Genomic DNA, 25,097 nt, shown 5'->3' on the forward strand with positions numbered 1-25,097 from the left:
TGACCTGCGGCGCATCACCCGCAACACCGGCGGCTGCTGGGCCAGCGGAGCCCCCTTTTCCTCGGTCAGCGCCTGTTCCAGCGCATCCAGGGTCTCCCCGGCCACCGCCAGCCCGGCCGACTCCTGATGCGCCCGCACGATCGTGGAGTCCACGCTGACCACCTCCAGCCCGACCTGCCCGCGCAAGGCGGCCTCGGCGATCAGCGCTTGCATCAGCCCTTGGAACACCCCGGCCTTGGCCCAGCCGTTGAACCGGGAGTAGATCGTGGACCACGGCCCATACCGCTCCGGCACATCACGCCAGCCCGACCCGGTGCGAAACCGCCACAAGATCCCGTTGAACTGATCACGCACCCGCCGAGGAAGCGGCCCGGAAGCCGCCACCGGCAGACACGGCTCGATCAACGCCCACTCGGCATCTGTCACATCAAAACGCGCCACGTCCGAGTTCTACCAGCCACGACCAGCCCTCCACCGGGCCCCGCCAAGATCCGAACTCTGAACAGCTCCTAGGGCGCCTCCCAGTCCGGCACGAGCGACTCGTCGGGTTCGCAGGTGGTGACCATGGGCGGCTAAGTGTAGTTAATTCCCTGATTCTGGGTGTTGATGACCGTAACGATGAATTTCTGCTTCTCCAACACGCGATTCCGCTCGAACCACCAGCCAGGCCAGGATCCTGAGGTGCAGTTGTCAGTGGCGAGGATCGAGCCGTGCCGCGATGAGAGAGGGGGCGTTTGCTGGATGACCACGGAGGCCATTGCTTTTTTCTTCGTGGTGCAGGTACAGGGTGGGGAGGCCGGCGTCACGGACGGGGGTGGGGTCGGGTCCGTGGACGCCGGCCTCTGGGTGCGGTCCACGTCCGGTGTGGGGGAGTGGTGGGCGTGGACCGGCTCCGGGGTCAGGGGGATCGGGGGACGATCCTGGCTGCCCGGAGGTGGGGGAGGTCAGGGATGGTGTTGCTGGGAGGTGAGGTCGAGCCGGTATCGCTCGGTCGGTAGGTCGAACCAGACGGCGGTGCCGAGTTGGCCGGTGCCGCACAGGCGGGTCCACTGGGTGCCGCAGTGGCCGTGGGTGAGTTCGGTGACGATGCGCAGGCCCCGGCCGCCGAGTTCGAGGTCGTCGAGGTGTTCGGGGACGGCCGGTGGGCGGCGCAGGAGGTGGTCGATGAGGGTGGTGCCCGCTCCGGCGTCGACGACCTCGGCGCGGACGGGCAGGTTGTGGTCGTGCAGGAGGCGTAGTTCGTAGGGGGCGGGGGCGTAGCGGGTGGCGTTGGTGACGAGTTCGGAGACGACGATCTCCAGGTCGTCGAGCACGTCGGGGTCCGGGAGCTGTTTGGTCAACTGGTCGCGGAACAACTCCCGGGCACGGCGGGCCGCGTTGCCGGGAGGCAGGCACCAGGCGGTCATCCGGAAGCGGTTGGGGAGTCTGCCGTGCCCGTCGGGGTCCGGGACGGGCACGTGCTCGATGAGCATCGTCGCTCCTAACGGGTGGGATGTGGAGACGTTTCATCGGTGGTTGGAAACCGGTTTTGGGAAAGTCGACTATCGCGGGATGGAGCGCTGCTCATTAGGGCTTTCATGAAATTCTTGCCCTGATTATCTGTTGTAATGAGATGACTGCGGAGCGTAGTGTTGTGAGAGCGGAACGAACCAGACGGGCTCAAGAAAACCTGCTCGCACCCCTCTCGAACAGGCAGATCTCGTCGTCCGGGGTTGTCCCCCCATCAGGGGAAGCCTCTCGTGGCCTGTCCGGGTGGATTAATCAGATTTACAGTCGGAGAAAGGGGAGTGGCGAATGTCCGGACCAGTCTCTATGCAGCCCGGAGAGGTCTTCGTCCATCCGTTGAGTTATGTCCGCGCCGAGCGCGGCTGGACCTACCAGGACCTGGTGACCGTCATCGCCCGACGTGTCGGGAACATGGCGCGAAGGAGGGAGAAGGCATGGCGCTGGGAGCACTGGGGGGTCGTGCCCGACCGTGACACCCAACTCGCTCTCGCCGCCGAGCTCGGCGTCTCCCCGGAGACCGTCCACGCCCGGCCCTGGCCCGGCTGGCTGCCAGTCGGCGACCCCATCCGAGTCGACTTCTCCTGGGACCAGACGGGCAGTCGGCTCGCTCTCAACCACGCATTGGAGAAGGCGATGATGGACCGGCGAGGTTTCGTACGGCTGACCGGAATGAGCCTGACCGCGTTCGCGACCGACTGGCTCAACGTCGAACCGGCCCGGCTCACCTCTGTGCTGGGCGGAGGCCAGATCGGCGAGGAGTTCGTTGAGCAGATCGAGGCGAGCCTGCCTCGTCTGCATACGCTGCAGGGCAGCCACGGTGGGCAGTACGTCCGCAAGCTGCTCGACGCCGAGCTCGGCATGGTCACCGGGGTGCTGGAGAAGTCCTCCTACAGCGAGGCCATCGCCCGGCGTCTTCACACACTGGCCGCAGAGCTCGGGCAATTGGCGGGTTTCGCCTCCTTCGACACGGGATTGCATTCCGCGGCTCAGCGATACTGGGTCGCTGCCGTCCATTCCGCGCAGGCAGCCGGTGACCGCGCCGTAGGGGCGGACATCCTCAAGTCGATGGCTCTGCAATGCAGGGATGTAGGGGACTTTCCCGGTTCCTTGACCCTTGCCCGTGCCGCCTACGAGGGCGCCGGAAAGGTCACACCGCGTATCGCCAGCGTGCTGGCCATGCGCCTGGCGTGGGCCCACGCGAGTGTCGGCGAAAAGGCTGAGGCTCATCGCTTTCTGGGTATCGCCGACACCCAGTTCGGGCGCGGTACCAGCGCGAACGACCCCCGATGGATCCGATGGTTCGACGAGGGGGAATTCCACAACCATGTCGCCACCTGCCAGCTCGACCTGGGCGACCCGCGACGCGCGGAGCTCCATCTGGACAGGGCCAGAAACGGGTACGCCCCGACCCGGCGCAGAGACTACGTCGGTTACCTGGCCAAGCATGCCCACGTCCAGAATGACCTCGGTAACGCCGATCAGGCCGCTGACCTGCTCCACCAGGCGGTTCCGCTGATCGAGCAGGCCCCCTCCAAGCGCAACGTCGGCAAGCTGCTCGCCGTTCGCGATCGCCTGCCCGACGACACCCGCAGGAGCGACCTCGACCAGAGACTGTCCCCCCTGACCGGGTGACCGTGCCCGGATCTCGACGCGTCGCCGTCGTCACCTGAGTCGACCTCCGCGGCCCTGGCGGAGCCATCGCCGCGGAACCGGCCGAACGTTCTCTCGGAGACGACTCTCTTGACAGCTCTTCGACGTTGAGGGGGAAGCGCCCTCTTGGCGCCTTCCCCCTCTACGGTTCGTTTTCGATCCCACGACCTGCGTGTCCGGGCACCGGATGACGATGCCGGACGTCGAACGGTCGTGATCGGGCCACGAAGCCATGAAAGGGAGGGGAGGCGCTGCAGGATTCAACGAAGGGAGAGAGGGGGGATCCAAGAAGGTTCGAGTGAGCGGGGTGTCTGGTGGGGGGCAGCAGGCTCGGATGGAACACGGAGAGAGCCTGGGTGCGGGCGAGGTGAGGGGGCACCGGCCGGGCGCGGTCGGGGTCTCGCCGTGACTGCGCGGTGACGCCGAGATAACCGGCCGATGGTCTTGCCCGTGTCAGATGCTCAAGACACCTGTTAGGTCCAGGTCACGCCCCGCAGCATGGCTTGCTCCTTTCCCACCACGGCCCGCTCGCGAGCGAGCGGTTTCCAAGTCGTGAGCCGGCCGGTGGGCTGACTCACTCCGCCAAAGGTAGCGGTTGCCATCGCGCGTCGCACACTCCGCAACTATTGTGTTACACATCGTTAGTCGGAGAGGGGGACGACATGGTGGCTCCCAGTCACTCACCGGTCAAACCACGCGACGGCATGACGCCTTTGGTCGATCGATGGCCCCTGCTGGGGCAGCGTCGTCCGCTGGTCGGCTACCTCTGCGGGATAGTAGCGCTGGATCTCGCCGCGATCGTGTTCTTCTCGATTTCCGGTGTTTTCCGCTGGTCCGATGTGCTGACGTTCACCGCGTTGATGATGTGCGGGGCCGTGTGCATCGAGGCGACCCGGAGACTCGGCATGCCCGCGGGCGTCTACCGTGATCTGCTGTCCGCCTGGTGGTTACCCGCCGCCCTGCTCCTCCCGCCGATCTACGCGCTTCTGGCGCCCATCCCGCTCCAGTTCCTGCTGCAGAAGCGGGTGCGCGCGACGGTGGTCTACCGGCGGGTCGTCAGTTCGGCGGCGATCGGACTGGCCGGATGCGCGGCCTCGCTGGTTTTTCACGCCGTGGTCGGCGACCTGGGGGCGCTGACCAGGGGTGAAGGGTGGCCGATCCTCGTCGCCATCGGCTGCGCGATCTTATTCACAGTGATCAACACCGCGCTGATCGCCGTCGCCGCGCACACCGCCGACCCCGAGAGCCGCTGGCGGGAGGTCCTGTGGAACCGGGAGAGCCTGCTTCTTGACTTCGTCGAGCTCTGCCTCGGTGTCCTCGTCTCCATCACCTGCGGGCTCAACCCGGCCCTGCTGGTCCTCGCGCTGCCCCCGGTCGTGCTGCTCCAGCGCAGCCTGCTGCACGCCCAGCTCCAGGCGGCGGCCCGCACCGACCTCAAGACCGGCCTGCTGAACGCCGCGGCCTGGCAGCGGGAGGCCGACACCGAGATCGTCAGGGCTCGGCGCACCGGGGAGACGCTCGCGTTGCTGATCGTCGACATCGACCACTTCAAGAAGGTGAACGACACCTACGGTCACCTGATCGGCGATCAGGTCCTCGTCGGGGTGGCCGACACCATCCGCAGCCAGCTGCGTGACTACGACGTGGTGGGCCGGTTCGGCGGTGAGGAGTTCGTCGTCCTGCTGCCCAGGGCCGACGTGACCGAGGCGCGCAGGGTCGCGGAGCGGCTGCGCCTACGGGTGGGGCGGATGGCCGTCCCGGCCGACGACAACATGATCACTGTGACCATCTCGGTCGGTGTCGCGATCATGAGTGTGCACGGGGACGACCTGATCGAGCTGCTCGCGGCGGCCGACCTCGCGCTTTACCGGGCCAAGGAGCTCGGCCGCGACCAGATCTGCCTGTCGGCCACCATCGTGCCCCCGGCCCGCAGGCCCGGATCCGAGGCCGCTCCCGGCTGAACCACGCCCTGTCCGGGGGGCCGCCCTCGACCGGATCGGGGTCCTGGCAGAAATCATCCCGGCTGAACTTCTCGGGCTCCATCAGGGGCCGCTCCCGGCTGAACCGGCCTTCCTCCGGGGGCGCCCTCAGCCGAATCGGCCTTCGTTCAGGGCGGAATCCCCAACGGCCCCTGTCCAGGGCCGCCCATAGCTGAACTCCCCAGGCCCTAAACTAAAAGGCATGCCGGAGTACATCTACACGCTGCAGCGCGTGCGCAAGGCGCACGGTGACAAGGTCGTCCTCGACGACGTGACGCTGTCGTTCCTGCCGGGCGCCAAGATCGGTGTCCTGGGCCCCAACGGCACCGGGAAGTCGACGCTGCTGAAGATGATGGCGGGCCTGGAGCAGCCGTCCAACGGCGACGCCCGGCTCATGCCCGGCTTCACCGTCGGCATGCTTCAGCAGGAGCCCCCCCTCAACGAATCCAAGACCGTCCTCGGCAACGTCGAAGAGGGTGTCGCCGAGACCAAGGCGATGCTCGACCGCTTCAACGAGATCGCCGAGCTGATGGCCACCGACTACAGCGACGATCTGCTCAACGAGATGGGCAAGCTTCAGGACGCCCTCGACCACCGCAACGGCTGGGATCTCGACAGCCAGCTGGAGCAGGCGATGGACGCCCTTCGCTGTCCTCCGCCGGACGCCGAGGTCACCCAGCTCTCCGGTGGAGAGCGCCGCAGGGTCGCCCTGTGCAAGCTGCTTCTGGAGCAGCCCGACCTGCTGCTGCTCGACGAGCCCACCAACCACCTCGACGCCGAGAGTGTCCAGTGGCTCGAATCCCACCTGGAGAAATACCCGGGCACCGTTCTGGCCGTCACCCACGACCGCTACTTCCTGGACAACGTGGCCACCTGGATCCTGGAGCTCGACCGGGGCCGCTGCCACCCCTACGAGGGCAACTACTCCACCTACCTGGAGGCGAAGGCGGCGCGGCTCAAGCTTGAGGGCCAAAAAGACGCCAAGCGCAAGAAGCGCCTGGAGGAGGAGCTGGAGTGGGTCCGCTCCAACGCCAGGGCCCGCCAGACCAAGAGCCGGGCGCGTCTGCAGCGCTACGAGGAGATGGCCGCCGAGGCCGACAAGCACCGCAAGCTCGACTTCGAGGAGATCCAGATCCCGCCGGGCCCGCGCCTGGGGACCACGGTGATCCGGGCCGAGAAGCTCACCAAGGGCTTCGAGGAGCGGGTCCTGATGGAGAGCCTCTCCTTCGACCTCCCGCGTAACGGCATCGTCGGTGTGATCGGCCCGAACGGTGTGGGAAAGACCACCCTGTTCCGGATGATCACCGGCAGTGAGACGCCCGACAGCGGCGAGATCGTGATCGGCGACACGGTCAAGATCTCTTACGCCGACCAGAGCAGGGGCGGGATCGACCCTTCCAAGAACGTCTGGGAGGTCGTCTCCGACGGGCTCGACTACATCAAGGTCGGCCAGGTCGAGATGCCGTCCCGCGCCTACATCGCCGCGTTCGGGTTCAAGGGCCCTGACCAGCAGAAGAAGTCGGGCATCCTGTCCGGCGGAGAGCGCAACCGGCTCAACCTGGCGCTCACCCTCAAGCAGGGCGGCAACGTGCTGCTGCTCGACGAGCCCACCAACGACCTCGACACCGAGACGCTCTCCAGCCTGGAGAACGCGTTGCTGGAATTCCCCGGTTGCGCGGTCATCACCTCGCACGACCGGTGGTTCCTCGACCGCATCGCGACCCACATCCTCGCCTGGGAAGAGGGCTCGAACTGGTTCTGGTTCGAGGGCAACTTCGCCGACTACGAGAAGAACAAGATCGAGCGCCTGGGTGCCGACGCGGCCAGGCCGCACCGGGTCACCTACCGCAAGCTCACCCGCGACTGATCCCCTTTCCCGGAGGCCGGCCCGCAGACCGGCCGGTCTCCGGGCAGGGGTGTCGCACCTGGCGCGGGCCCGCCCGCGACGGATGCGGTGTCGCCGTGCCGACGGGCTTCCGACGTACCGCCGTAAGCCGGCGCGTCGGGGCCCGCTACGGTTTCGGGTGTGTTTGGACAGAGCATCGTGGACGGCGTCGGCCGTGGCCACCGGCATGTGTTCCCCAGGGCCGTGAGGTTCGCCGACATCGACTCGCTGGGACACGTCAACAACGTACGGTTTCTCGACTACCTGGAGGACGCGCGGCTCGCGCTGTTCCATGTCGATCCCCGGCGTGAGGGCCGCGAGCCCTTCAATGGGCTCGTGATCGCCAGACACGAGGTCGACTATGTGCGGCCCCTCACCTTCCGCCCCGATCCGGTCCGGGTGGAGTCATGGGTGACGGAGATCCGGCCGGTGCGGTTCACCCTCGTGTACGAGATCCGCGACGACGAGGAGATCTTCGTCAGGGCCCGCTCGGTGATCGTGGCCTACGACGTGGAGAAGGCCTCCCCCCGACGGCTGAACCAGGACGAACTCGCCTACCTGGACAGGTTCGTCACGGGCTGAGGGCGCCTGCCACCGGGCGTCCGCCGGTGGCAGGCGGTCTTTCAGGCCTCGGGAGTGTGCAGCCAGGCCGCGGTGTCCGGCAGGAGAAGGTGACCTTCCACCGGGGCGCTGCCGATCAGGACACGGTCGTGCGGAGGCAGTTGCACCGGCTCGGAACCGCAGTTGACGACGCAGGTGAGCGGACCCCGGCTGAAGATGAGGGCGTCCTCGGGGGAGTCCAGCCAGGTGATCTCGTCCGGCAGCGTGCCGCGCAGCTCGCGGCGGGCGCGCAGGGCCTCCTGATAGAAGTGGAGCGTCGAGCCCGGGTCGTTCGACTGGCGCTCGGCGGAGAGCGCGGCCCACTCGACCGGCTGTGGCAGCCAGGGCCGTGTTCCGTCGGGGGAGAAGCCGTAGGGCTCGGCCGCACCGGACCAGGGGATGGGGACCCGGCAGCCGTCGCGGCCGGCCAGCTCGCCCTTGGAGCGGGCGAAGATCGGGTCCTGGCGGGCCTCCGGGGGAAGATCCTTCACCTCGGGGAGGCCGAGTTCCTCCCCCTGGTAGAGATATGCCGATCCCGGCAGGGCGAGCATCGCGAGCAGGGCCGCGCGGGCACGGGCGAGGCCCGTCGTGGAGTTGGCGAGGCCGTCGCCGTACCGGGTCACGTGGCGGATCACGTCGTGGTTCGAAAGGACCCAGGTGGGGGCGGTCACCGCGGCGAGCGTGTCATCGATGATCTTCTTGAACGCGGGCCCTGACCAGGGCGCTTCCAGCCAGGCGAAGTTGAAGCTCTGGTGCAGCTCGTCGGGGCGGACGTACAGGGCGAGATCATCGGCGGAGTCGGTCCAGACCTCGCCGATCGCCATCCGCTCGCCCTCGTAGGAGTCGAGGACCTTGCGCCAGTCGCGGTAGACCTCGTGCACCTCGGGCCGCCCCCAGATCGGCGACTCGGCCTTGAACGCCTGGTCCTCCGGCGGGGTGTCCGGCAGCCCTTCGGCCTTGTACAGGCCCATCGCGACGTCGATCCTGAACCCGTCCACCCCGCGGTCGAGCCAGAACCGCAGCACGTCGAGGAACTCGGAGTGGACCTCGGGATTGCGCCAGTTGAAGTCGGGCTGTTCGGGGGCGAAGAGGTGGAGATACCACTGTCCGTCGGGAGACTTGCTCCAGGCGGGGCCGCTGAAGGTCGACTGCCAGTTGTTCGGAGGGGACTCCCCGCCGTCCTGGAAGATGTAGCGGTCGCGCCCCTCGCCTCGCAGGGCGGCCTGGAACCACTCGTGGGCGGAGGAGCTGTGGTTCGGGACGATGTCGACGATCACCCGCAGCCCGAGCCGGTGCGCCTCGGAGACGAGTTCGTCGAAGTCGGAGAGCGTGCCGAAGAGCGGGTCGACGTCGCGGTAGTCGGCCACGTCGTAACCGCCGTCGGCCATGGGGGAGCGGTAGAAGGGGGTCAACCAGATCGCGTCCACGCCGAGCTCGGCGAGATACGGCAGGCGCTGCCGGATGCCGGGCAGATCGCCGACGCCGTCTCCGGAGGCGTCGGCGAAGCTGCGAACGTAGATCTCGTAGACGACGGCATCACGCCACCAGGGGGTTTCCATGTGCATGGGTTGCCCCAGGCCGGTGGGGTTTATGCGTGGCAGACCCCGACCTTACGGTGGTTTATACGTCGGGGGTGTTTACCATGCTGTGCGCCGCGTACACGAGATAGTCCCAGAGGCGTTTCTCCAGCTCGTCGGGGAGCTGCAGGGAGACCACCGCGTCGTGCATGTGGCGGAGCCAGGCGTCGCGCTCGGCCGAGCGGATGACGAACGGGTTGTGCCGCATCCGCAGCCGGGGGTGGCCCCGCTGCATGCCGTACGTGTTGGGACCGCCCCAGTATTGGATGAGGAAGAGCCTGAGCCGCTCCTCGGCGCCTTCGAGGTCTTCCTCGGGGTACAGCGGCAGGAGGATCGGGTCGGTGACCACTCCCTGGTAGAAGCGGTGCACCAGACGCCTGAAGGCCTCCTCACCGCCAACGGCGTCGTAGAAGGACTGGGATTCCTCGGGGGTAGCGGACACGTCATCCAGCCTAATTGACGTCAGGAGGCGATCGTGATGCCGGCGCGGTCGAGGGCGAACTTGATCCGCAGGCGGAGCTCGCGGGCGACCTCGCCCTGCCGGGAGGGGAGGGTCTTGGCGCTGACCCGGAAGATGACCGCGGTGTCGGAGATCTGCTCGATGCCCCAGACCTGGGGCTCCTCGACGATGACGGCGTCGCGGAAGGCGGGCTCGTTCCACATCTCGTCGGCGACCTCCTTGAGGAGGTCGCGGACCACGGGGATCTCCGAGGCGTACGCCACCGGCACGTCGACCGTGGCGCGCGCCCAGCCCTGGGACTCGTTGCCGACGCGGGTGATCGTGCCGTTGCGGATGTACCAGACGCGGCCGTCGCTGTCGCGCAGGCGGGTGATGCGCAGGGTGACCGCCTCCACGGTGCCGACCGCGGTGCCCGTGTCGATCACGTCACCCACGCCGTACTGGTCCTCCAGGAGCATGAACATGCCGGCGATGAAGTCCTTGACGAGCTCCTGGGCGCCGAAGCCGATCGCGACGCCCAGGATGCCGACGCTGGTCAGCAGGGGGGCGATGGGGATGGAGAGGCGTTCGAGGATGGTGAGCGCGGCGGTGCCCAGGATGATGATCGAGGCGATGTGCCTGAGCACCGAGCCGATGGTCTCGGCCCGCTGCCTGCGCCGTTCGGCCACGATCGCGTCGAGGCCCTCGGGGGCGACCGTCTCCCTGCCGCGCAGCCGTCCCGCCAGAGAGGTGCGCTCGGCGGACGCCCGGCGCACGATCCGGCCGATCAGCCGGTGCGACAGGTTGCGCAGGATGAGCGCGATGGCCACGACCAGTGTGATGGCGATCAGCCACGCGATCACGGGGGCCACCCAGTCGACGGACGCGGGGATGAGCATCTTCACAAAGTCGCAGATTACTCCCCCGCCGTCTCCGCACCCTTTTGTCAGGCCCGCACTCGCGTCGAGGAGGTCCTCAACGACGGCCTCCGCCCCGGATGTCGGGGTGACGCTGGGAGTGGGGGTGACGCTGGGGATGGGAGTAGGGACGGGCGTGGGGGAGAGCAGGAACACGGAGTGGATCCCTTTCGGATCGGATCGACAGGCTGACCGAGTGAGTCATGACCCACTCATCTTGCCGATCGAACCGGCCTCCGTCACATTACGCCGGGGAAGACGGGGACATCCTGGTCTGGAGCCGCGGAGGCGGACCCGGATGCCCCGGTGACGGGGTGACCCGGCACGGGGCACGCACCCGGAAGCGTGTCCCGTGCCGTTCCCGAAAGGGATCCCTCCTATTCACCGCCCGGACGAGAGACCGGACGGCAGCCTGTGCTTTGCAGCGGTTCGTGGGCTTCGGCTCACGGGGAGCCTCCGCGTTCTTCGTGGAAGTTCTCGTGGAACGGCGGCCCGCGGGTGCGGGCCTGACGATTCGGAGCCGGCGGGGTGTCCAGCGTCCGAAGACGCTCCGCACCGGATCACCCCGCCGGCTCCGTCGGGCCGCGGTAGGCGCGGCACACCGGGCGGATGAACGCCCGTTGTGCCGCTCACCTCACTCTCCTACCGCGGCTAGTACGCGTGCGACCTTGGTCGCGGCACCGGCGGGGTCCTCCACCGTGTGCATTCGTTCGCCCCAGGACCACCAGTAGTACCAGTCCCGCTGGCTGGGGGTGGCCTGCGCCCTGCAGGTGACGTTCTCCGCCAGGCTGGTCGCCTTCGGATTGATCACACGCACGAACGCACGGCCCGAGTGGGTCCGCACCAGGCGGGCGTGCAGCCCGCGACAGTCAAGCTCCGTCACCAGCCGCTCAAGGTGCTGGAAATCGTCTTCACCCACCTCGTCCCTCCTCGTGCTCTCGGATGGCCGGCACCGAATCGTGTTCGTTCGATCACGCTTCCGGTGCTGCCCGCCAAAGATGACTCACAGCGGCCCTACGGGTCAATTCAGGGAAAACCCTGTTCAGGGTGGGCGATGTGCCAAGTGGGTTGAAAGAAACAGTCCTTCGGAGGACGATTCTTAGCCAGCGGCTTTATTAGCGCGTTCCGGATGAGTCAAACGTGGTCCATCATTCTCGGTAGGCGCAGTGCGACCAAAAGATCACACTGCGTCAAGGGAGATGGGGATCCGGTCGGGACCAGTGTGCCAGCCAGCCCAGCTGGTCACGAGAGAGGGGCCGGTATGTCCGGCAGGCAGCACAGGGAGACAGAGTTGGCGAGGCAGGTCCGGGCCCGTGGCCTGGCGGCCGGGAAGTCCTCGGCGCAGATAGCCGAGGAAATATATGAAAAGTGTAGTTCGCAATTCGGGACCACTCGGATAAAAGGTCACCGCCTCGCGCACGGCGTCGCTCTCGCGGACGTCATCGAACAGATACGGGCGCTGTTCGAACGCGACGGTAAGGCGGCTCCCGGCATCGGTGAGACGCTCCTGTCCGCGTACGAGAGCGGGCTGAAGCGGCCCGGTCCCGAATACCTGCACTACCTGTGCTCCGCCTACCGGGTCGAGCCCCCCTCCCTCGGGTACGACGGCCCGTGCATCTGTGGTCACGGCCACAAGATGCCCGGTGTCGTGCGAGGTGATCTCCAGGATGGAAGACCCGACACTTCCCCTGGTCCGCGTGAGCTGCTGATCCAGCCGATCGGCGCCGATCCTCCCGCGGACGGGGGTGAGGAGGACGAGAACGTGCTACGGAGGACGCTCTTACAGCTTCTGGCCGGCAGCGGCATCGCGCTGGACGGGCAGGTGCTCGGATCGGTGGAAAGCATGCGTCGGCGGATGGACGACACGCTGGTTTCGGCCACCGTCTCGCCCGCGATGCTCGATCAGTGGGAGGAATCCACCATCGGCTTCGGCCGCCAGTACATGAACACCCCCCCGCTCAGGCTGCTGTGCGACGTGATGCTCGAATTCGCCGCGGTGCGCAAGGCGATGGAGCGGCGCCAGCCGGTCGACCTGCAAGAACGACTGTGCCGCATGGCGGCGCAACTCGCCGGTCTGAGTGGCATGATCATGGTCAATCTCGGTGACCACAGGCTCGCGCGGTCCTTCTTCAGGACGGGCAGGACCGCGGCGGACGAGACCGGCGACCGGGCGCTGAGGGCGTGGGTCACGGCGAGGGAGGCTCTGGTCCCCCTCTACTACGGCGACCCGCGCGAGGCCCTCAACCTCGCCAAGAAGAGCAGGGACCTGGCCGGGCAGACGCCCTGTGCGGCCCAGGTCATGGCCCCGGTGGTCGAGGCCCGCGCGCTGGCGATGATGTCGGGCTCGGGCAAGAAGGACGTGGTCGACCAGGCGAAGCGGGCGCTGTCGAGGGCGAGGGCCGCCTTCTCCCAGATGTCCGCCACGGAGCAGGACGACTCGACCTTCGGCTACACCGAGCGCCAGCTCTACTTCCACCAGGGAGACGCGCTCGTCAAGCTCGGGCAGGCGATGGAGGCCGATCTCATCCTGGAGCAGGCGCTCACCAAGTACGGCCCGACCGACTGGCTCGACCCGACCTTCATCAAGTTCGACCGGGCCCAGTGCAAGATCCTTGAGGGTGACGTGGACGAGGCGCTGGAGATCGCCCACCGTACGGTCCTGGGCCTCGACGAGAGTTGCCGGCCCGACATCCTCATGCAACGCGCCCACGAGGTGGGCAAGCAGGTCGAGGTGAAGGTCCCCGGCCATCCCAAGCTCAAGACCTACATGGAGTCGCTGCGCAGCCGCGGCACGTCGACGGAGGATCCGGTGACCGACAGGAGTGGCACTTGAAGCCGAGGCTTCGGCGTTATCGCTGGTCCGACCTGGAGTCCGTATGGGCGCTTCACCAGATCTGCCTCGCGCAGGTCGGTCTCGCGCCGGGAGACGGCGTCTACTACGAGGACGACTTCCCGAGGATCCACGAGATCTATCTCGCCGACCGGGGTGAGTTCCTCGTGGGCGAGACGCCCGAGGGGCGCGTCATCACGATGGGCGGTCTGCGTCGTGTCGACGACCAGACCGCCGAGATGTGCCGCATGCGGGTCCATCCGGAGTTCCAGCGTCGTGGATTCGGTGCCCAGATGGTGCTCGCGCTGGAGACGCGGGCCACCGAACTCGGTTATGTACGTCTTCGCGGTGACACCACCATGAATCAACTCGCGGCGATGGAGCTCTATCGCAAGTTCGGCTGGCGCGAGGTCCGCCGGGAAGAGCGAGGGGGGTGTGTGGTGATTTACGGAGAAAAAGACCTAATAGCCGCTATGTCCTCTTTAACTAAGTGATCTATATTTAGGGATATCTTTCGGTTTGGTATTGCCTATTTCGGAAATATCCGAATAATTATTTTTGTACCTACCGCCATTCCCTGGTGAGTGCGATGAAAAAGATCATTGTCCACAAAGCCGGCGTGTCGCGACTGGGTGGCGCTGCCGGCACCATCCACAAGGGATGAGATTCTTCCCCACCGAGAGAATCATCCTCCAACGGTCGCGGCCCCCGATTCGAGAGATCGAGGGCCGCGCGGGCTTTTCTTGTCCGGCTGTTCGTTCCCTTTTCCGGCTGATGACCGGTTCACCCCAGCAGCGTGAGGCGGGAGACGACCTCCGGCAGGTCGGGGGGTTCCAGGGAGCCGGGGAGATCGACCATCTCCGCCGGTGAGAACCAGTCGCAGCCGAGGTAGGTGATGTGCTCCTCGGCAGTGAACGCCCCGGCGCTCACCTCGGGGGTGCCCTCGAACCTCGCCAGATAGAACCGCTCCGTCTTGGCGTAGTCGACCCCGATCCAGCGGAACTCCCTGCGTACCGGCACCCACAGGTTCAGCACCGCCTCGCCCGGCAGCCCCGTCTCCTCGGTGAGTTCGCGCCGCGCGGCCTGCAGGGGGGTCTCGCCCGGGTCGATCCCGCCGCCCGGCGGTTCCCAGAGGGTCTGGCCGCCGACGGGGTCGCGCCAGTGCATGAGAAGCACCCGGCCTGCCCCGTCCACACAGATCACCCGGGTCGCGGGCCTGTCGTTCGGCTGAGGGATGTCCGCGATGTCCGTGGTATCCGTGGTATCCGGGGTGTCCGCGGGGTCTGGGGTCTCCATAGGGTGGGGGTCCATAGGGTGGGGACGATAGCACCCCGTTCGCCCAGCGGATCAGCGCCTCGGACGGTTCCGGATGGCTTTCCTGACTCCGGGCGATGTCGGCCGATCCCGGGTCCTCCGACGGCCAGAACGAGATCGCGTGGTTGTGGTGGTTCCGGGGGTCTGTGGTGGCCTTGGGATCTCGTGGCCCGCCACGTGCCGGACGGCCGGATGCGGTGGCAGGATTCGCTGTACCCTGCCCAGGTCAGATGGAAGCACCGTACGATCCGACCTCTCAAGCTCAAGGGTGAAGGCATGAGTTCCAGGGCCGAGTTTGTGTTGACGCTGTCCTGCCCGGACCGTCCGGGAGTGGTGGCCGCGGTCTCCGGCCTCCTCGCCGGGCGGGGATGCAACATCATCGAGAGCCAGCAGTTCGGTGACGCCGTGGCCGAGCGGTTCTTCATGCGGGTGCAGTTCGCCTCTCCGCTGTCCGACGGCGAGCTGCGCGAGGCCTTCGCCGCGCTCGCCCCCGAGTTCGGCATGGATTTCAAGCTGCGCGACGTCTCCGTCAAGCCGCGCGTGCTGGTGATGGTGAGCAAGTTCGGCCACTGCCTGAACGATCTTCTGTACCGGACGCGCTCGGGCCTGCTCGACATCGAGATCGTCGCGGTCGTCTCCAACCACCCGGACCTGCGGCCGCTGACCCAGTCGTACGGCATCGACTACCACCACCTGCCGGTCACCCCCGAGACCAAGCCCAGACAGGAGGCGGAGGTCCTCACCCTGGTCGACCACTACCGGGCCGACCTGGTGGTGCTCGCCCGCTACATGCAGGTGCTGTCGGAAGACCTCTGCGTCAAGCTCGCGGGCAATGTGATCAACATTCACCACTCGTTCCTGCCGTCGTTCAAGGGCGCCAAGCCCTACCACCAGGCGCACTCCCGCGGCGTGAAGCTGATCGGCGCGACCGCGCACTACGTGACCGCCGACCTTGACGAGGGCCCGATCATCGAGCAGGAGGTCGCCCGGGTCAACCACACCCACTCCGCGGACGACCTCGCCGCCATCGGCCGTGACGTCGAGTGCCAGGCCCTGGCGCGGGCCGTCCGCTGGCACACCCAGCAGCGCGTCCTGCTCGACGGTCACAAGACGATCGTCTTCCCCCGCTAGCCACGACCGCTCCCGGTCAGCAGATTCTCGGTAGCGGGTCGCCGACCAGCAGGTCGACGATGCGGGTGCCGCCGAAGGCGGTCCTGAGCAGGACCAGCCCCGGCGGATCGTCGGCGATCCGCCCGATGATCGCCGCGTCGGAGCCGAGCGGGTGGGAACGAAGGGCGGCCAGGGCCGTCTCCGCGGAATCCCCGGCCACCACCGCGACCATCCGGCCCTCGCAGGCGACGTAGAGCGGGTCGATCCCCAGCAGTTCGCACGCCCCCCGTACGACGGGGCGGACCGGCACCGCGTCCTCGTCGAGGACGACGGCGACCCGCGAGGACTCCGCTATCTCGTTGACGATCGTCGCGACCCCGCCCCTGGTCGCGTCGCGCAGGCAGCGCACCGCGCCGCCCCCGTCGCAGTCGCCGTCGCAGGCGTCCAGCAGCTTCTCGACGAGGGCGTTGAGCGGAGCGGTGTCGGAACACAGGTCGGCCTCGATGTCGAGTTCTCCCCGGGCGAGCATGATGGTGATCCCGTGCTCGCCGATCGGCCCGGACACGATGACCGCGTCTCCCGGCCGCGCGGAGGCGGCACTCAGCCGGACGGGCCGCTCAAGCGTCCCGATGCCGGAGGTGGTGATGTAGCAGCCGTCCGCCTTGCCCCTCTCCACGACCTTGGTGTCACCGGTGACGATCCACACGCCCGCCGCCCGCGCCGCCTCGGCCATCGAGGCGGTGACGCGCCGCAGGTCGGCCACCGGAAATCCCTCTTCCAGGATGAATCCGGCCGACAGGTAGCGGGGGCGGGCCCCGCACATGGCCAGGTCGTTGACGGTGCCGTTGACCGCGAGGTCGCCGATGTCGCCGCCGGGGAAGAACAGCGGTGTGACCACGAACGCGTCGGTGGTGAGGGCGAGCCCGTCGGTGACCGCGCCGTCCTCCAGGGTCTCCAGCATCGGGTTGCGGAACGACTCCAGGAACACCGCCTCGATCAGGGTCCTGGTGGCCTTGCCGCCCGCGCCGTGCGCCAGGGTGACGAGGTTCTCCCGGACGCGCGCCCCGCGTCGCCGTACCCGCTCGATCCGGTCCAGCACCCGCTGCTCCCGGACGCGCGCCTCCTCCCTCGGGTCACTCCGGTCCGGTACGTGTCCGAGCACGCGCGTCTCCTCCTTCGGGTCCTTCAGGTCCGGTACGTCTCCGCGGCCGGGTGTCTCCTCCCGCAGGCCCGGCACCTGCCACCCGTCGGGTGATCCCGGGGGATCCATCTCCCGTACGGCGTACTCCTCGGTCCGCCCGTCGCCGCCCGCTGCGCCGTTCACGTCCGGGTCGCCTCCCTGACGCGCTCGCGCGAGAACCGGCCGAAGTTGTAGTACGCCGCGCAGGCGCCCTCGGACGACACCATGCACGTGCCGATCGGCGTCTCCGGAGTGCACGCGGTGCCGAAGACCTTGCACTCCCAGGGCTTGAGCACCCCCTTGAGCACCTCGCCGCACTGGCACGCCTTCGGATCGGCCACCCTCCCGCCCGGAATCCGGAAGATCCGCTCGGCGTCGAAGGCGGCGTACCGCTCGGTGACCCTGAGCGCCGACTGCGAGATGAAGCCGAGCCCGCGCCATTCGAAGTACGGCCGCAGCTCCATCACCTGGCCGATGACGCGCAGGGCCTTGAGGTTGCCCTCCCACGGGACCACCCGGGAGTACTGGTTCTCCACCTCGGAACGGCCTTCCGACAGTTGCAGAAGGATGCGGTAGACCGTGTGCAGTACGTCCAACGGCTCGAAACCGGCGACCACCATGGGCTTTCCGTAGGCACGCGCGACGAACTCGTACGGCCGGCAGCCGATCACGGTCGAGACGTGGCCCGGCCCGATGAACCCGTCGAGGCGCAGGTCGGGAGAATCCAGGATCGCCTTGATGGCGGGGATGATCGTCACGTGGTTGCAGAAGATCGAGAAGTTCTCGATCCCCTCGGCCTCGGCACGCAGGACCGTCATCGCCGTCGAGGGCGCGGTGGTCTCGAACCCGATGGCCATGAAGACCACACGCCGTTCCGGGTTCTGCCGGGCGATCTTCAGGGCGTCCAGCGGGGAGTACACCATCCGGATGTCGGCCCCCCGCGCCTTGGCGTCGAGGAACGAGCCGTTCCCGCCCGGCACCCGCATCATGTCGCCGAACGACGTCATGATCACGTCCGGCTGTCCGGCGATGTGGACGGCGTCGTCCACCCTTCCCATCGGGATGACACAGACCGGGCAGCCGGGACCGTGCACCAGGGTGACGGCCTCGGGCAGGTAGTCCTCCAGGCCGTGCTTGTAGATCGTGTGGGTGTGCCCGCCGCACACCTCCATGAACTTGTAGTCGCGGCCGGGCTCGCACAGCGCGGCGATCCGCGCGGCGAGCATCCGGGCCTTCTCGGCGTCGCGGTACTCGTCGACGAAACGCATCAGCCCTCACCCCTCTTCGATCGTGGATTCTCGGAGGGCCGCGATCTCGTCCTCGTACGCCTGGCCGATGCTTTCGAGGAAGTCGAGCGCGGCCCTCGCCTCCACCTCGTCGATCTTCGACAGCGCGAACCCGACGTGGATGAGGATCCAGTCGCCGGGCGCGACGCACTCGTCCTCAAGCAGGCCGATGTTGATCGCGCGCTTGACGCCGCAGACGTCGACCATGGCCAGATCAGGACGATCCGACAGGATTTCCACGATCTCGCCGGGAATTCCCAGGCACATGAGAGGCCTCCGCCAGCTGGATGGACTCGAGAACGAGGTCTTCGCCGCCCTCGGTGTCGATATCGGTGTCGCCGCACCCCGCGCAGAGGGCGAAGGGCTCGACGGAGGTGGACGTGCTCCCGCAGGAACGGCAGGTCATCCTCACCGGGACGATGACCAGTTCCACGTGGGCGCCCTCGGCCACGGAACCCTCGGAGATCGAGGAGAACGCCAGGTTGACGGCCGGTTCCGTGAGGCGGAGCAGGGCGCCCGCGCGGACTCGCGCCCGTCGCACCCGCCTGCCGTCCGCCCGGTTCTCCACCGCCGTGAGGATCGCCTCGGCGATCCCGAACTCGTGCATGATCGTTTCCTCTCATTCTGACGCGAGCGTGCCCTGACCCTCCTGGTTTTGCCGTCAGGTCGGGACAAGCTCCGGTAGTGTGTTCGAGTCGCCGCTGGACGGGCGGAGACGTTAAACGCCTGCGGAGCTGAGGTAAGACCTGGACTCGTCCAGGCTCCTGGCTGTGAAACAGGAACCCACCAAGATGTCGCGTGAGCGACATGGCAGGAATCTTCGGCGTTCACGCCGAGGAGGACGTCAAATGTTCCGCATCCTCAGGTAGCGCTTGATGTCGGGGAGCGACTGGTAGACCAGTACGGCCACCCCCACCAGCACCGCCCCGGCCAGCAGGCGTTTCAGCATGTCCGTTCCTCCTCGTGGCCCGCGGTGGCGAGCGCCATCGCGATCTGTTGTCCCGCGAGCTCGACGACCAGGTCCGCCGCCCTGGCGACGGCGTCCGCGACCGGAGGGCTGAGCCGCATGCCCGGCGAGATGTCGGCAGGCTGGCAGCCGACGAGCAGGACGCGACCGGCCTCGCCGCCGAGCACGCCCACCAGTGAGAGCACGGTCTCCGGCGTCATCGAGTGCGCGTCGGCGAAGGATCGCGGTACGTCGCCCGCCGACGGTTCGAGGACGTACAGGGTGCCGGGCGGCCCGTCGCGGGAGACCGCGTCGACCAGGATCGTGACGTCGTACCCGCCGCCGGTCAGCTCGTACGCCAGGTGGACGCCCCGGATGCCGAAGTCCCTGACCTCGACCCCGCCGGGCAGGTCGGTGCGGGCCAGGTGTCCGGCCACCGCCACCCCGAAGCCGTCGTCGCCGAGGAAGACGTTTCCCACACCGGCCACCAGGATCCTCACGCGCCCACCTCCCCGTCGCCGGGCGGGAGATCGCGCCGCGGACCTCCGGCCGAACTCTCCGCTGACCTCTCGGTCGCCGGTCGCGTCGGGGATCCCGTCGCCGGGCCCGTGGGCGAGCCGTCCGTGAGCGGCTCGACCTCGTCGGGGGCGAAGTAGAGGAAGCGGCCGTGCGATCGGTGCAGGTCGGCGCCCGGATCCTCCTCCAGGGTGACGGCCAGGTGGTGGGCGCCGTCGAGGTCGAGGAGCACGGCCTCGACGTGCGCGGTCCTGCCGGCGAGGAACATGTCGTGGGCGTCGGCGCGTCGCCGGCCGGGAACCAGCCTGACCCTGCTGCCCCTGGAGACGGCCACCCCGGAAATCGTCACGCTGTCGGCCTCCGGGGAGACCGCAGCCTCAGCCCACTGAGGGGCGGACCTCTCCTCCAGGGCCCAGGACGACTCCTCACTCGCCGGAGACATCGGTGAGGACGTGCACGAGGACATCTCCGGAGACGTCCGGGAGCGCGGGTCGGTGGTCTCCTCCACCGAACGGATCGCGCCGTGGAGTCGTTCCAGCAGTTCAGGTGGCATGTGGCCGACCATGTCGATGAGCTCGGCCACCCGGGGGTCGGTCTCCCGGGCCTCCCGTGCTTCGGAGTCGGTGAGGGTGAGGGTGCGCAGGTGGAGCATCTCGTCGATCTCCGTGGAGTCGAACAGCGGCCCGGGGCTCTCCGGCGCGATGTCCGGGTGGTCGTAGAGGATGATCGGAGAGGACAGCACCACGTCCCGATGGCCCGGCTCGCCCACGAGTACCGGCCAGGTGTGCTCGTTGCGGCAGGTCTCCACGGCGGGCCGGGCCCAGTTCGGCGGGTCGAGCAGGGAGACGAAGGCTCCGGCGGTCACCGCGATGAGCAGGTGCGCCGAGATCAGCGAGTGCCGCAGCGCCTGCTCGCGCGGCGCGCCCAGCGGTTTCCAGGGGTCGGTGTTCTCCACCCGGACGCGCAGCTTGACCAGGTCGTAGGGGCCCGGTACCAACTCGGCGGAGACCCTGAGCGCCGCGTTCAGCGGCAGGTGCTCGGAGACGAGGCGCCCTATCACCTCTCCGGACGGCGCCACGATCGGCTCGACCACGCGGTCTCCGGGAATCCGTACCTCGATGACCCGCTCCGGGGCGTCGAGCAGACCGGCGATGGGGAGTGTCACCTCCGTCTCCCGCTCGGTCGCCTCGTCGAAGGCGAGGTAGGTCCGGTGGCCGTTCCGCAACTGCTGGACCGGCCAGTAGCCGTCGTCCTCGGCGCGCTCGACGCCGCGTGTCCTCAGGTGCAGGAAGCGCAGGTTCAGGTGCGCGACGGCGTACGCGGCCCCTTCGAGGAGGCATTCGGTCACGTTGTACGGATACTCGGCGGTCGCGGTGAACCCCGGGGGGACGAGCACCCCGAACTGCCAGCGCACCTGGTTCTTGGGCGCCGAGGCGCGATAGGGGTAGAGAAGGTAGCCCTCGTACAGCACCGCGTCCGCCACCCGCCGCGCGATGTCCATCGGAAAGCTCATCGCCGCGTCTCCTTGAGCAGTAGTTCCAGGGTCTCGTCCCAGGTCGCCAGGGCGCGCCCGGACTTGAACCTGCTGAGTTCCCGCAGCGTGCCGCGACGCAGCCGCAGCCACCCCGAGTCCGGGAAGTAGCGGTCCATCAGCTCCCGCCACACCGCCACCGGCAACCGGCAGCGGGCCTCGCGATGCCACGGCACCTGGCTCACCGAGAAGCCGTCTCGTGCCCTGGCGAACACCGTGCCGTGGAAAAGCATGAGCATCGGGATATCGCCGTCCTCCAGGGCGGCGAAATACCGGCCCGCCGACACCTCCAGGTCGTAGCCGCACGGCACCGGCACGTCGATCTCGGTGCTCCCGGTGAACGCCGGGACCATGACGGAGACGTCGGCGAACCGCAGGGGCTTCAGCGTGTCGCCCCAGCGCGCCGGGTCACCGAACAGGTCGCCGAGCAACTCCGCCTCGTCGGCGCCGTGGCGCCGCAGGTGGGGCTCCACCCGGATCTGGCAGCCCAGCGCGACGGTGTGCACCCCCGAGGGAGCGGGGGCGGTGACGCGCAACCGGAAAACGAGCGTCGGGAAGGCCGCGTACGCCTCCGCCCGCACGCCCACGCAGTCGAACGTGAGCTCATCCACCGCCCTCACCACCTCGGAGGGGCGGTACGGTGCGGCCGCGTCCGCGCAGGTCGGCGAAGAAACCGTCGATCGCCTCCCGCGCCGCCTCGCCGCCGTCGAAGCCCTTCCAGTGCATCCGCACCAGGCCGACCAACGCGTAGCAGGTGTCGATCGGCACCAGATGGCAGGCGAAACCGCCGTCGGGACGGCGGTCCACCAGGAGTGCCTCCGCGTCGGGCCGGACGTCGGCCATCTCCGGGTTGTTCGCCAGGACGCGCCGCCACGTCTCCAACGGCAGCAGCGACTCGGTGGCTCCGGCCGGGCTCGGATAGAACGCCACGGTCCGGTCCATCGCGGAGTTGTGGAAGAAGAAGGCCGTGCGGACCGGGATCTGCATCTCGTCCCAGTCGGCCGCGCTCAACAGGAAACGCGGGGCGTGGAGGTAGCGTCGCGGGACGGCCCGGTAGCGTGCCCGGCCGTCCGTGTCGCGGGTGAACAGCAGGTAGCAGGCCCGGCAGGCGCACAGCAGCGCTCGGCTCTCGACATTCACGAGGTGGCCGTGCTCCTCGCCCGCGGGGGTCGCGCACAACTCGCACAGCGTCGTCGATGTCGGTGTCGTCGGTGTCGTCGGCGACCCGGCGGACCGGTCCGTCCGGGGCGGCTCGCGGAACCTGCGCAGCCCGGTGGCCGTCACGACACCGGCTCCGGCTTCGCCGTCTGCGGTGACCCTGGTCCTGGCTCCCGCCCCGGATCGGCGGCCGGTCCCGGCCCTGACCTCGGCGCCGCTCCCGGTCCTCGCGCTGCTCCTGGCCCTAGCGCCGCTCCTGGTCCTCGCGCCGCTCCCGGGGCCGGTGCGGAGTCCGGAGCCCGCTCCGGAACCGGGCACGGGCCAGGCGCGCGGCGCCGGATCTGCAGCAGCCCCTGCCGCCCGTCGCTCACCCCCTCGACCTCCACCCCCGACACCTCGGGCGCCGCCTGGGCGATGGCTCGTTCGATGGCGTCGGTCACTGTGACCAGCGAGGACGGGCAGCCGTGGCAGGCGCCCTCCAGACGGAGCCGCACGATCCCGTCCTCGCCCACGCCGAGCAGTTCCACACCACCCTCGTGCGACCCCAGGTGGGGCCGTACGCTCTCCAGCGCGTCGCGGACGCGTTCGGCCGTGCTCAGCGGGTGCAGGTCGTGCAGCACCAGCAGCCCGGACACGAGCGGGTCGCCGACCATGCGGCCCAGCACCTCGGCGGCCCCGGTCTCGGTGACGATCTCGACGACACGTTCCAGACCGGCGCCGTACAACTCGACGAGGGCACGTACGAGGTCCTCGGCCTTGGCGCGCGTCACGGCGTCGCCCAGCGCGCCGAGGTCGGCGATGAGCGCCTCGACACGATCGCCCGTCGCCTGGACGTCATGGGTTCGCGGCATCTGCCAGGGCCCCCTTTCCTGCGCTGGGAAGCGGTCGGTTCACTGGGTGTCGAAGGCGTGGGGGGTGTGCACCCTGCGAAGCTCCTCGCCGCCGCCGAGGTACATGTGCACCCCGCACGGCAGGCACGGATCGAAGCTCCGCACGGTGCGCATGATGTCGATGCCCTTGAAGTCCTCGGGCGGGTTCTCCTCGAAGATCGGCGTGTTCTGCACCGCGTCCTCGTACGGCCCCGGCGTGCCGTGCACGTCGCGGACGCTGGCGTTCCAGGGCGTCGGCGGGTACGGGTGGTAGTTGGCGATCTTCCCGTTCCTGATCACCATGTGGTGGGAGAGCACGCCCCGCACGGCCTCGGTGAAACCGCAGCTGATCGCCTCGTCGGGAACCGTGAACGGCTCCCAGGTCTGGGTACGGCCCGCCCGTACCTCGGCCAGGCCCTGCTCGACGAAGTAGAGCGCGCACGCCGCCGCGTAGGCCTGGAAGTAGGTGCGGGCCCGGTTGCGCTCCAGGGCGTTGGACAGCGGCTGCCCCTTGAACTCGGGGATCTTCCACTCGAACGTCTTCTCCGGCCTCAGCGCCGTCCGAGGCAGATTGATTTGCACGCTGTGGCCGGTCGCCCTGACGTAGCCGATGTCGACCCTGCCGGACAGCGCCGTCGACCAGAGCCTGGCGATGGGCCCGCCGCCGGTGTCGAGCGCGAGCGCGTCCTCCCCGTCGAACCAGCGGGGCGACATGACCCAGCTGTACCTGTCGCTGAAGTCGCGTTTCTGCGGGTGTGGGATGGTGTGCTGGTTCCACGGGTGCCGGATGTCGACCGGGTTGCCCAGCGGGTCGTGGGTGACGAACGGCTCCTGGTCCTGCCAGTCGTCGTAGTAGGAGCTGCCCAGCAGGATCCGGATGCCGAGGTTGATGTCGACCAGGTCGTTGGTGACCAGCTTGCCGTCGACGATCACCCCCGGCGTGACGTACATCTCGCGACCCCAGTCGCTCATGTTCCGGTAGGTGAAGTCGCAGTGCTCGGGGTTCTGGAAGCTTCCCCAGCAGCCGAGCAGCACCCGCCTGCGGCCGACCTCCTCGTAGCCGGGCAGCGCCTGGTAGAAGAAGTCGAACAGGTCGTCGTGCATGGGCACGACCCGCTTCATGAACTCGACGTAGCGCATCAGCCGGGACAGGTAGTCGGTGAACAGCTGCACCGTCGCGACCGTGCCCACCCCGCCCGGATAGAGCGTCGAGGGGTGTACGTGCCTGCCCTCCATGAGGCAGAACATCTCGCGGGTGAGGCGGCTCACCGCGAGCGCCTCGCGGTAGAACTCGCCCTCCAGCGGGTTCAGCGACCGCATGATGTCGGCGATGGTGCGGTAGCCGTGGTCGCCCGCGTGCGGGGCCTCGGTGCGCTCGGCCATCGCCAGCACCCCGGGATTGGTCTCGCGGACCATCTTCTCGCAGTAGTCGACCCCCACCAGGTTCTCCTGGTAGAGGTTGTGGTCGAACATGTACTCGGCGGCCTCGCCCAGGTTGACGATCCACTCGGCCAGGGCGGGAGGCCGCACCCCGTACGCCATGTTCTGCGCGTAGACCGAGCAGGTGGCGTGGTTGTCGCCGCAGATCCCGCAGATGCGGCTGGTGATGAAGTGGGCGTCGCGCGGATCCTTGCCCTTCATGAAGATGCTGTAGCCACGGAAGATCGACGAAGTGCTGTGGCACTCGGCGATCCGCCGGTTCTTGAAGTCGATCTTGCAGTAGATGCCGAGACTCCCGACGATCCTGGTGATGGGGTCCCAGGCCATCTCCACGAGGTCGGGGTTCTGCTCCGAGGTCGTCATG

Annotated in this window: 25 protein-coding genes; 7 read left to right on the top strand and 18 right to left on the bottom strand. The window is 68.2% G+C overall.

Annotation, left to right across the window (positions count from 1 at the left end; all coding sequences use genetic code 11):
* On the bottom strand, nucleotides 1-441 hold a 441-nt coding region (locus ABT352_RS35710; protein ID WP_350949450.1), incomplete at its 3' end, for an IS5 family transposase.
* 503 nt (nucleotides 442-944) lie between these two features.
* Entirely contained in the window at nucleotides 945-1,472 is a 528-nt protein-coding gene (locus ABT352_RS35715) for an ATP-binding protein (RefSeq protein ID WP_350949451.1), read from the bottom strand.
* 322 nt (nucleotides 1,473-1,794) lie between these two features.
* Here ABT352_RS35715 and ABT352_RS35720 point away from each other — a divergent pair, with 322 nt between their 5' ends.
* From ABT352_RS35720 to ABT352_RS35735, 4 genes are all read left to right on the top strand, one after another.
* The gene (locus ABT352_RS35720) at nucleotides 1,795-3,138 is read left to right on the top strand and encodes an NsdA family TPR-like regulatory protein (RefSeq protein WP_350949452.1); all 1,344 of its coding nucleotides are present in this window, start codon (nucleotides 1,795-1,797) and stop codon (nucleotides 3,136-3,138) included.
* Between the two features lie 680 nt (nucleotides 3,139-3,818).
* Nucleotides 3,819-5,117, top strand: a complete 1,299-nt coding sequence (locus ABT352_RS35725; RefSeq protein ID WP_350949453.1) for a GGDEF domain-containing protein — start codon at nucleotides 3,819-3,821, stop codon at nucleotides 5,115-5,117.
* Between the two features lie 220 nt (nucleotides 5,118-5,337).
* Nucleotides 5,338-7,002 (top strand): energy-dependent translational throttle protein EttA, encoded by a 1,665-nt coding sequence (ettA, locus tag ABT352_RS35730; RefSeq protein WP_350949454.1) that lies wholly within the window; start codon nucleotides 5,338-5,340, stop codon nucleotides 7,000-7,002.
* A 159-nt stretch (nucleotides 7,003-7,161) separates the two neighbouring features.
* Nucleotides 7,162-7,602: an acyl-CoA thioesterase gene (locus ABT352_RS35735; RefSeq protein ID WP_350949455.1), complete on the top strand. Its 441-nt coding sequence runs from the start codon at nucleotides 7,162-7,164 to the stop codon at nucleotides 7,600-7,602.
* A gap of 41 nt (nucleotides 7,603-7,643) precedes the next feature.
* On the opposite strand, the gene ABT352_RS35740 is transcribed toward ABT352_RS35735, so the two are convergent.
* The 4 genes from ABT352_RS35740 to ABT352_RS35755 form a co-directional block, all read right to left on the bottom strand.
* A complete protein-coding gene (locus ABT352_RS35740) occupies nucleotides 7,644-9,185 on the bottom strand; it encodes a glycoside hydrolase family 13 protein (protein WP_350949456.1) in 1,542 nt (513 codons plus the stop codon).
* A 55-nt stretch (nucleotides 9,186-9,240) separates the two neighbouring features.
* Nucleotides 9,241-9,639: a globin gene (locus ABT352_RS35745; protein WP_350949457.1), complete on the bottom strand. Its 399-nt coding sequence runs from the start codon at nucleotides 9,637-9,639 to the stop codon at nucleotides 9,241-9,243.
* 20 nt (nucleotides 9,640-9,659) lie between these two features.
* A complete protein-coding gene (locus tag ABT352_RS35750) occupies nucleotides 9,660-10,535 on the bottom strand; it encodes a mechanosensitive ion channel family protein (RefSeq protein ID WP_350949525.1) in 876 nt (291 codons plus the stop codon).
* A gap of 652 nt (nucleotides 10,536-11,187) precedes the next feature.
* A complete protein-coding gene (locus ABT352_RS35755) occupies nucleotides 11,188-11,472 on the bottom strand; it encodes a hypothetical protein (protein ID WP_350949458.1) in 285 nt (94 codons plus the stop codon).
* Nucleotides 11,473-11,814: 342 nt separating this feature from the next.
* On the opposite strand from ABT352_RS35755, the gene ABT352_RS35760 reads away from it, so the two are divergent.
* Together ABT352_RS35760 and ABT352_RS35765 are read left to right on the top strand one after the other, a co-directional pair.
* The gene (locus ABT352_RS35760; RefSeq protein ID WP_502992929.1) at nucleotides 11,815-13,386 is read left to right on the top strand and encodes an NsdA family TPR-like regulatory protein; all 1,572 of its coding nucleotides are present in this window, start codon (nucleotides 11,815-11,817) and stop codon (nucleotides 13,384-13,386) included.
* Nucleotides 13,383-13,877, top strand: a complete 495-nt coding sequence (locus tag ABT352_RS35765; protein WP_350949460.1) for a GNAT family N-acetyltransferase — start codon at nucleotides 13,383-13,385, stop codon at nucleotides 13,875-13,877. Before ABT352_RS35760 ends, ABT352_RS35765 begins: the two co-directional genes overlap by 4 nt.
* Nucleotides 13,878-14,166: 289 nt before the next feature.
* Here ABT352_RS35765 and ABT352_RS35770 read toward each other — a convergent pair whose 3' ends face one another.
* Complete coding sequence (locus tag ABT352_RS35770) at nucleotides 14,167-14,679, bottom strand: NUDIX hydrolase (protein ID WP_350949461.1); 513 nt, start codon at nucleotides 14,677-14,679, stop codon at nucleotides 14,167-14,169.
* A gap of 294 nt (nucleotides 14,680-14,973) precedes the next feature.
* Here ABT352_RS35770 and purU point away from each other — a divergent pair, with 294 nt between their 5' ends.
* Complete coding sequence (gene purU, locus ABT352_RS35775) at nucleotides 14,974-15,828, top strand: formyltetrahydrofolate deformylase (RefSeq protein WP_350949462.1); 855 nt, start codon at nucleotides 14,974-14,976, stop codon at nucleotides 15,826-15,828.
* 16 nt (nucleotides 15,829-15,844) lie between these two features.
* Here purU and hypE read toward each other — a convergent pair whose 3' ends face one another.
* The 11 genes from hypE to ABT352_RS35825 all read right to left on the bottom strand — a co-directional run bounded on the left by hypE (nucleotide 15,845) and on the right by ABT352_RS35825 (nucleotide 25,096).
* A complete protein-coding gene (gene hypE / locus ABT352_RS35780) occupies nucleotides 15,845-17,131 on the bottom strand; it encodes a hydrogenase expression/formation protein HypE (RefSeq protein WP_350949463.1) in 1,287 nt (428 codons plus the stop codon).
* The gene (gene hypD / locus ABT352_RS35785; protein ID WP_350949464.1) at nucleotides 17,128-18,255 is read right to left on the bottom strand and encodes a hydrogenase formation protein HypD; all 1,128 of its coding nucleotides are present in this window, start codon (nucleotides 18,253-18,255) and stop codon (nucleotides 17,128-17,130) included. Before hypD ends, hypE begins: the two co-directional genes overlap by 4 nt.
* Before the next feature lie 6 nt (nucleotides 18,256-18,261).
* Nucleotides 18,262-18,513, bottom strand: a complete 252-nt coding sequence (locus ABT352_RS35790) for a HypC/HybG/HupF family hydrogenase formation chaperone (protein WP_350949465.1) — start codon at nucleotides 18,511-18,513, stop codon at nucleotides 18,262-18,264.
* The gene (locus tag ABT352_RS35795) at nucleotides 18,488-18,880 is read right to left on the bottom strand and encodes a hydrogenase maturation nickel metallochaperone HypA/HybF (RefSeq protein ID WP_350949466.1); all 393 of its coding nucleotides are present in this window, start codon (nucleotides 18,878-18,880) and stop codon (nucleotides 18,488-18,490) included. Before ABT352_RS35795 ends, ABT352_RS35790 begins: the two co-directional genes overlap by 26 nt.
* Before the next feature lie 237 nt (nucleotides 18,881-19,117).
* Nucleotides 19,118-19,222 (bottom strand): DUF6893 family small protein, encoded by a 105-nt coding sequence (locus tag ABT352_RS40805; RefSeq protein ID WP_502992930.1) that lies wholly within the window; start codon nucleotides 19,220-19,222, stop codon nucleotides 19,118-19,120.
* Nucleotides 19,216-19,719, bottom strand: coding sequence for a hydrogenase maturation protease (locus ABT352_RS35800; RefSeq protein ID WP_350949467.1), 504 nt, complete (start codon nucleotides 19,717-19,719; stop codon nucleotides 19,216-19,218). Before ABT352_RS35800 ends, ABT352_RS40805 begins: the two co-directional genes overlap by 7 nt.
* Nucleotides 19,716-21,248: a hypothetical protein gene (locus ABT352_RS35805; protein WP_350949468.1), complete on the bottom strand. Its 1,533-nt coding sequence runs from the start codon at nucleotides 21,246-21,248 to the stop codon at nucleotides 19,716-19,718. Before ABT352_RS35805 ends, ABT352_RS35800 begins: the two co-directional genes overlap by 4 nt.
* Nucleotides 21,245-21,877 (bottom strand): DUF6084 family protein, encoded by a 633-nt coding sequence (locus ABT352_RS35810; RefSeq protein WP_350949469.1) that lies wholly within the window; start codon nucleotides 21,875-21,877, stop codon nucleotides 21,245-21,247. Before ABT352_RS35810 ends, ABT352_RS35805 begins: the two co-directional genes overlap by 4 nt.
* A complete protein-coding gene (locus tag ABT352_RS35815) occupies nucleotides 21,870-22,550 on the bottom strand; it encodes a DUF5947 family protein (protein ID WP_350949470.1) in 681 nt (226 codons plus the stop codon). Before ABT352_RS35815 ends, ABT352_RS35810 begins: the two co-directional genes overlap by 8 nt.
* Nucleotides 22,547-23,275 (bottom strand): NifU family protein, encoded by a 729-nt coding sequence (locus tag ABT352_RS35820; protein ID WP_350949471.1) that lies wholly within the window; start codon nucleotides 23,273-23,275, stop codon nucleotides 22,547-22,549. The genes ABT352_RS35815 and ABT352_RS35820 overlap by 4 nt, the downstream gene beginning before the upstream one ends.
* A 39-nt stretch (nucleotides 23,276-23,314) precedes the next feature.
* The gene (locus ABT352_RS35825) at nucleotides 23,315-25,096 is read right to left on the bottom strand and encodes a nickel-dependent hydrogenase large subunit (RefSeq protein WP_350949472.1); all 1,782 of its coding nucleotides are present in this window, start codon (nucleotides 25,094-25,096) and stop codon (nucleotides 23,315-23,317) included.
* Between the last annotated feature and the right edge of the window lies 1 nt (nucleotide 25,097).

Source organism: Streptosporangium sp. NPDC000563, assembly GCF_040299985.1.
Classification (GTDB): Bacteria; Actinomycetota; Actinomycetes; order Streptosporangiales; family Streptosporangiaceae; genus Streptosporangium.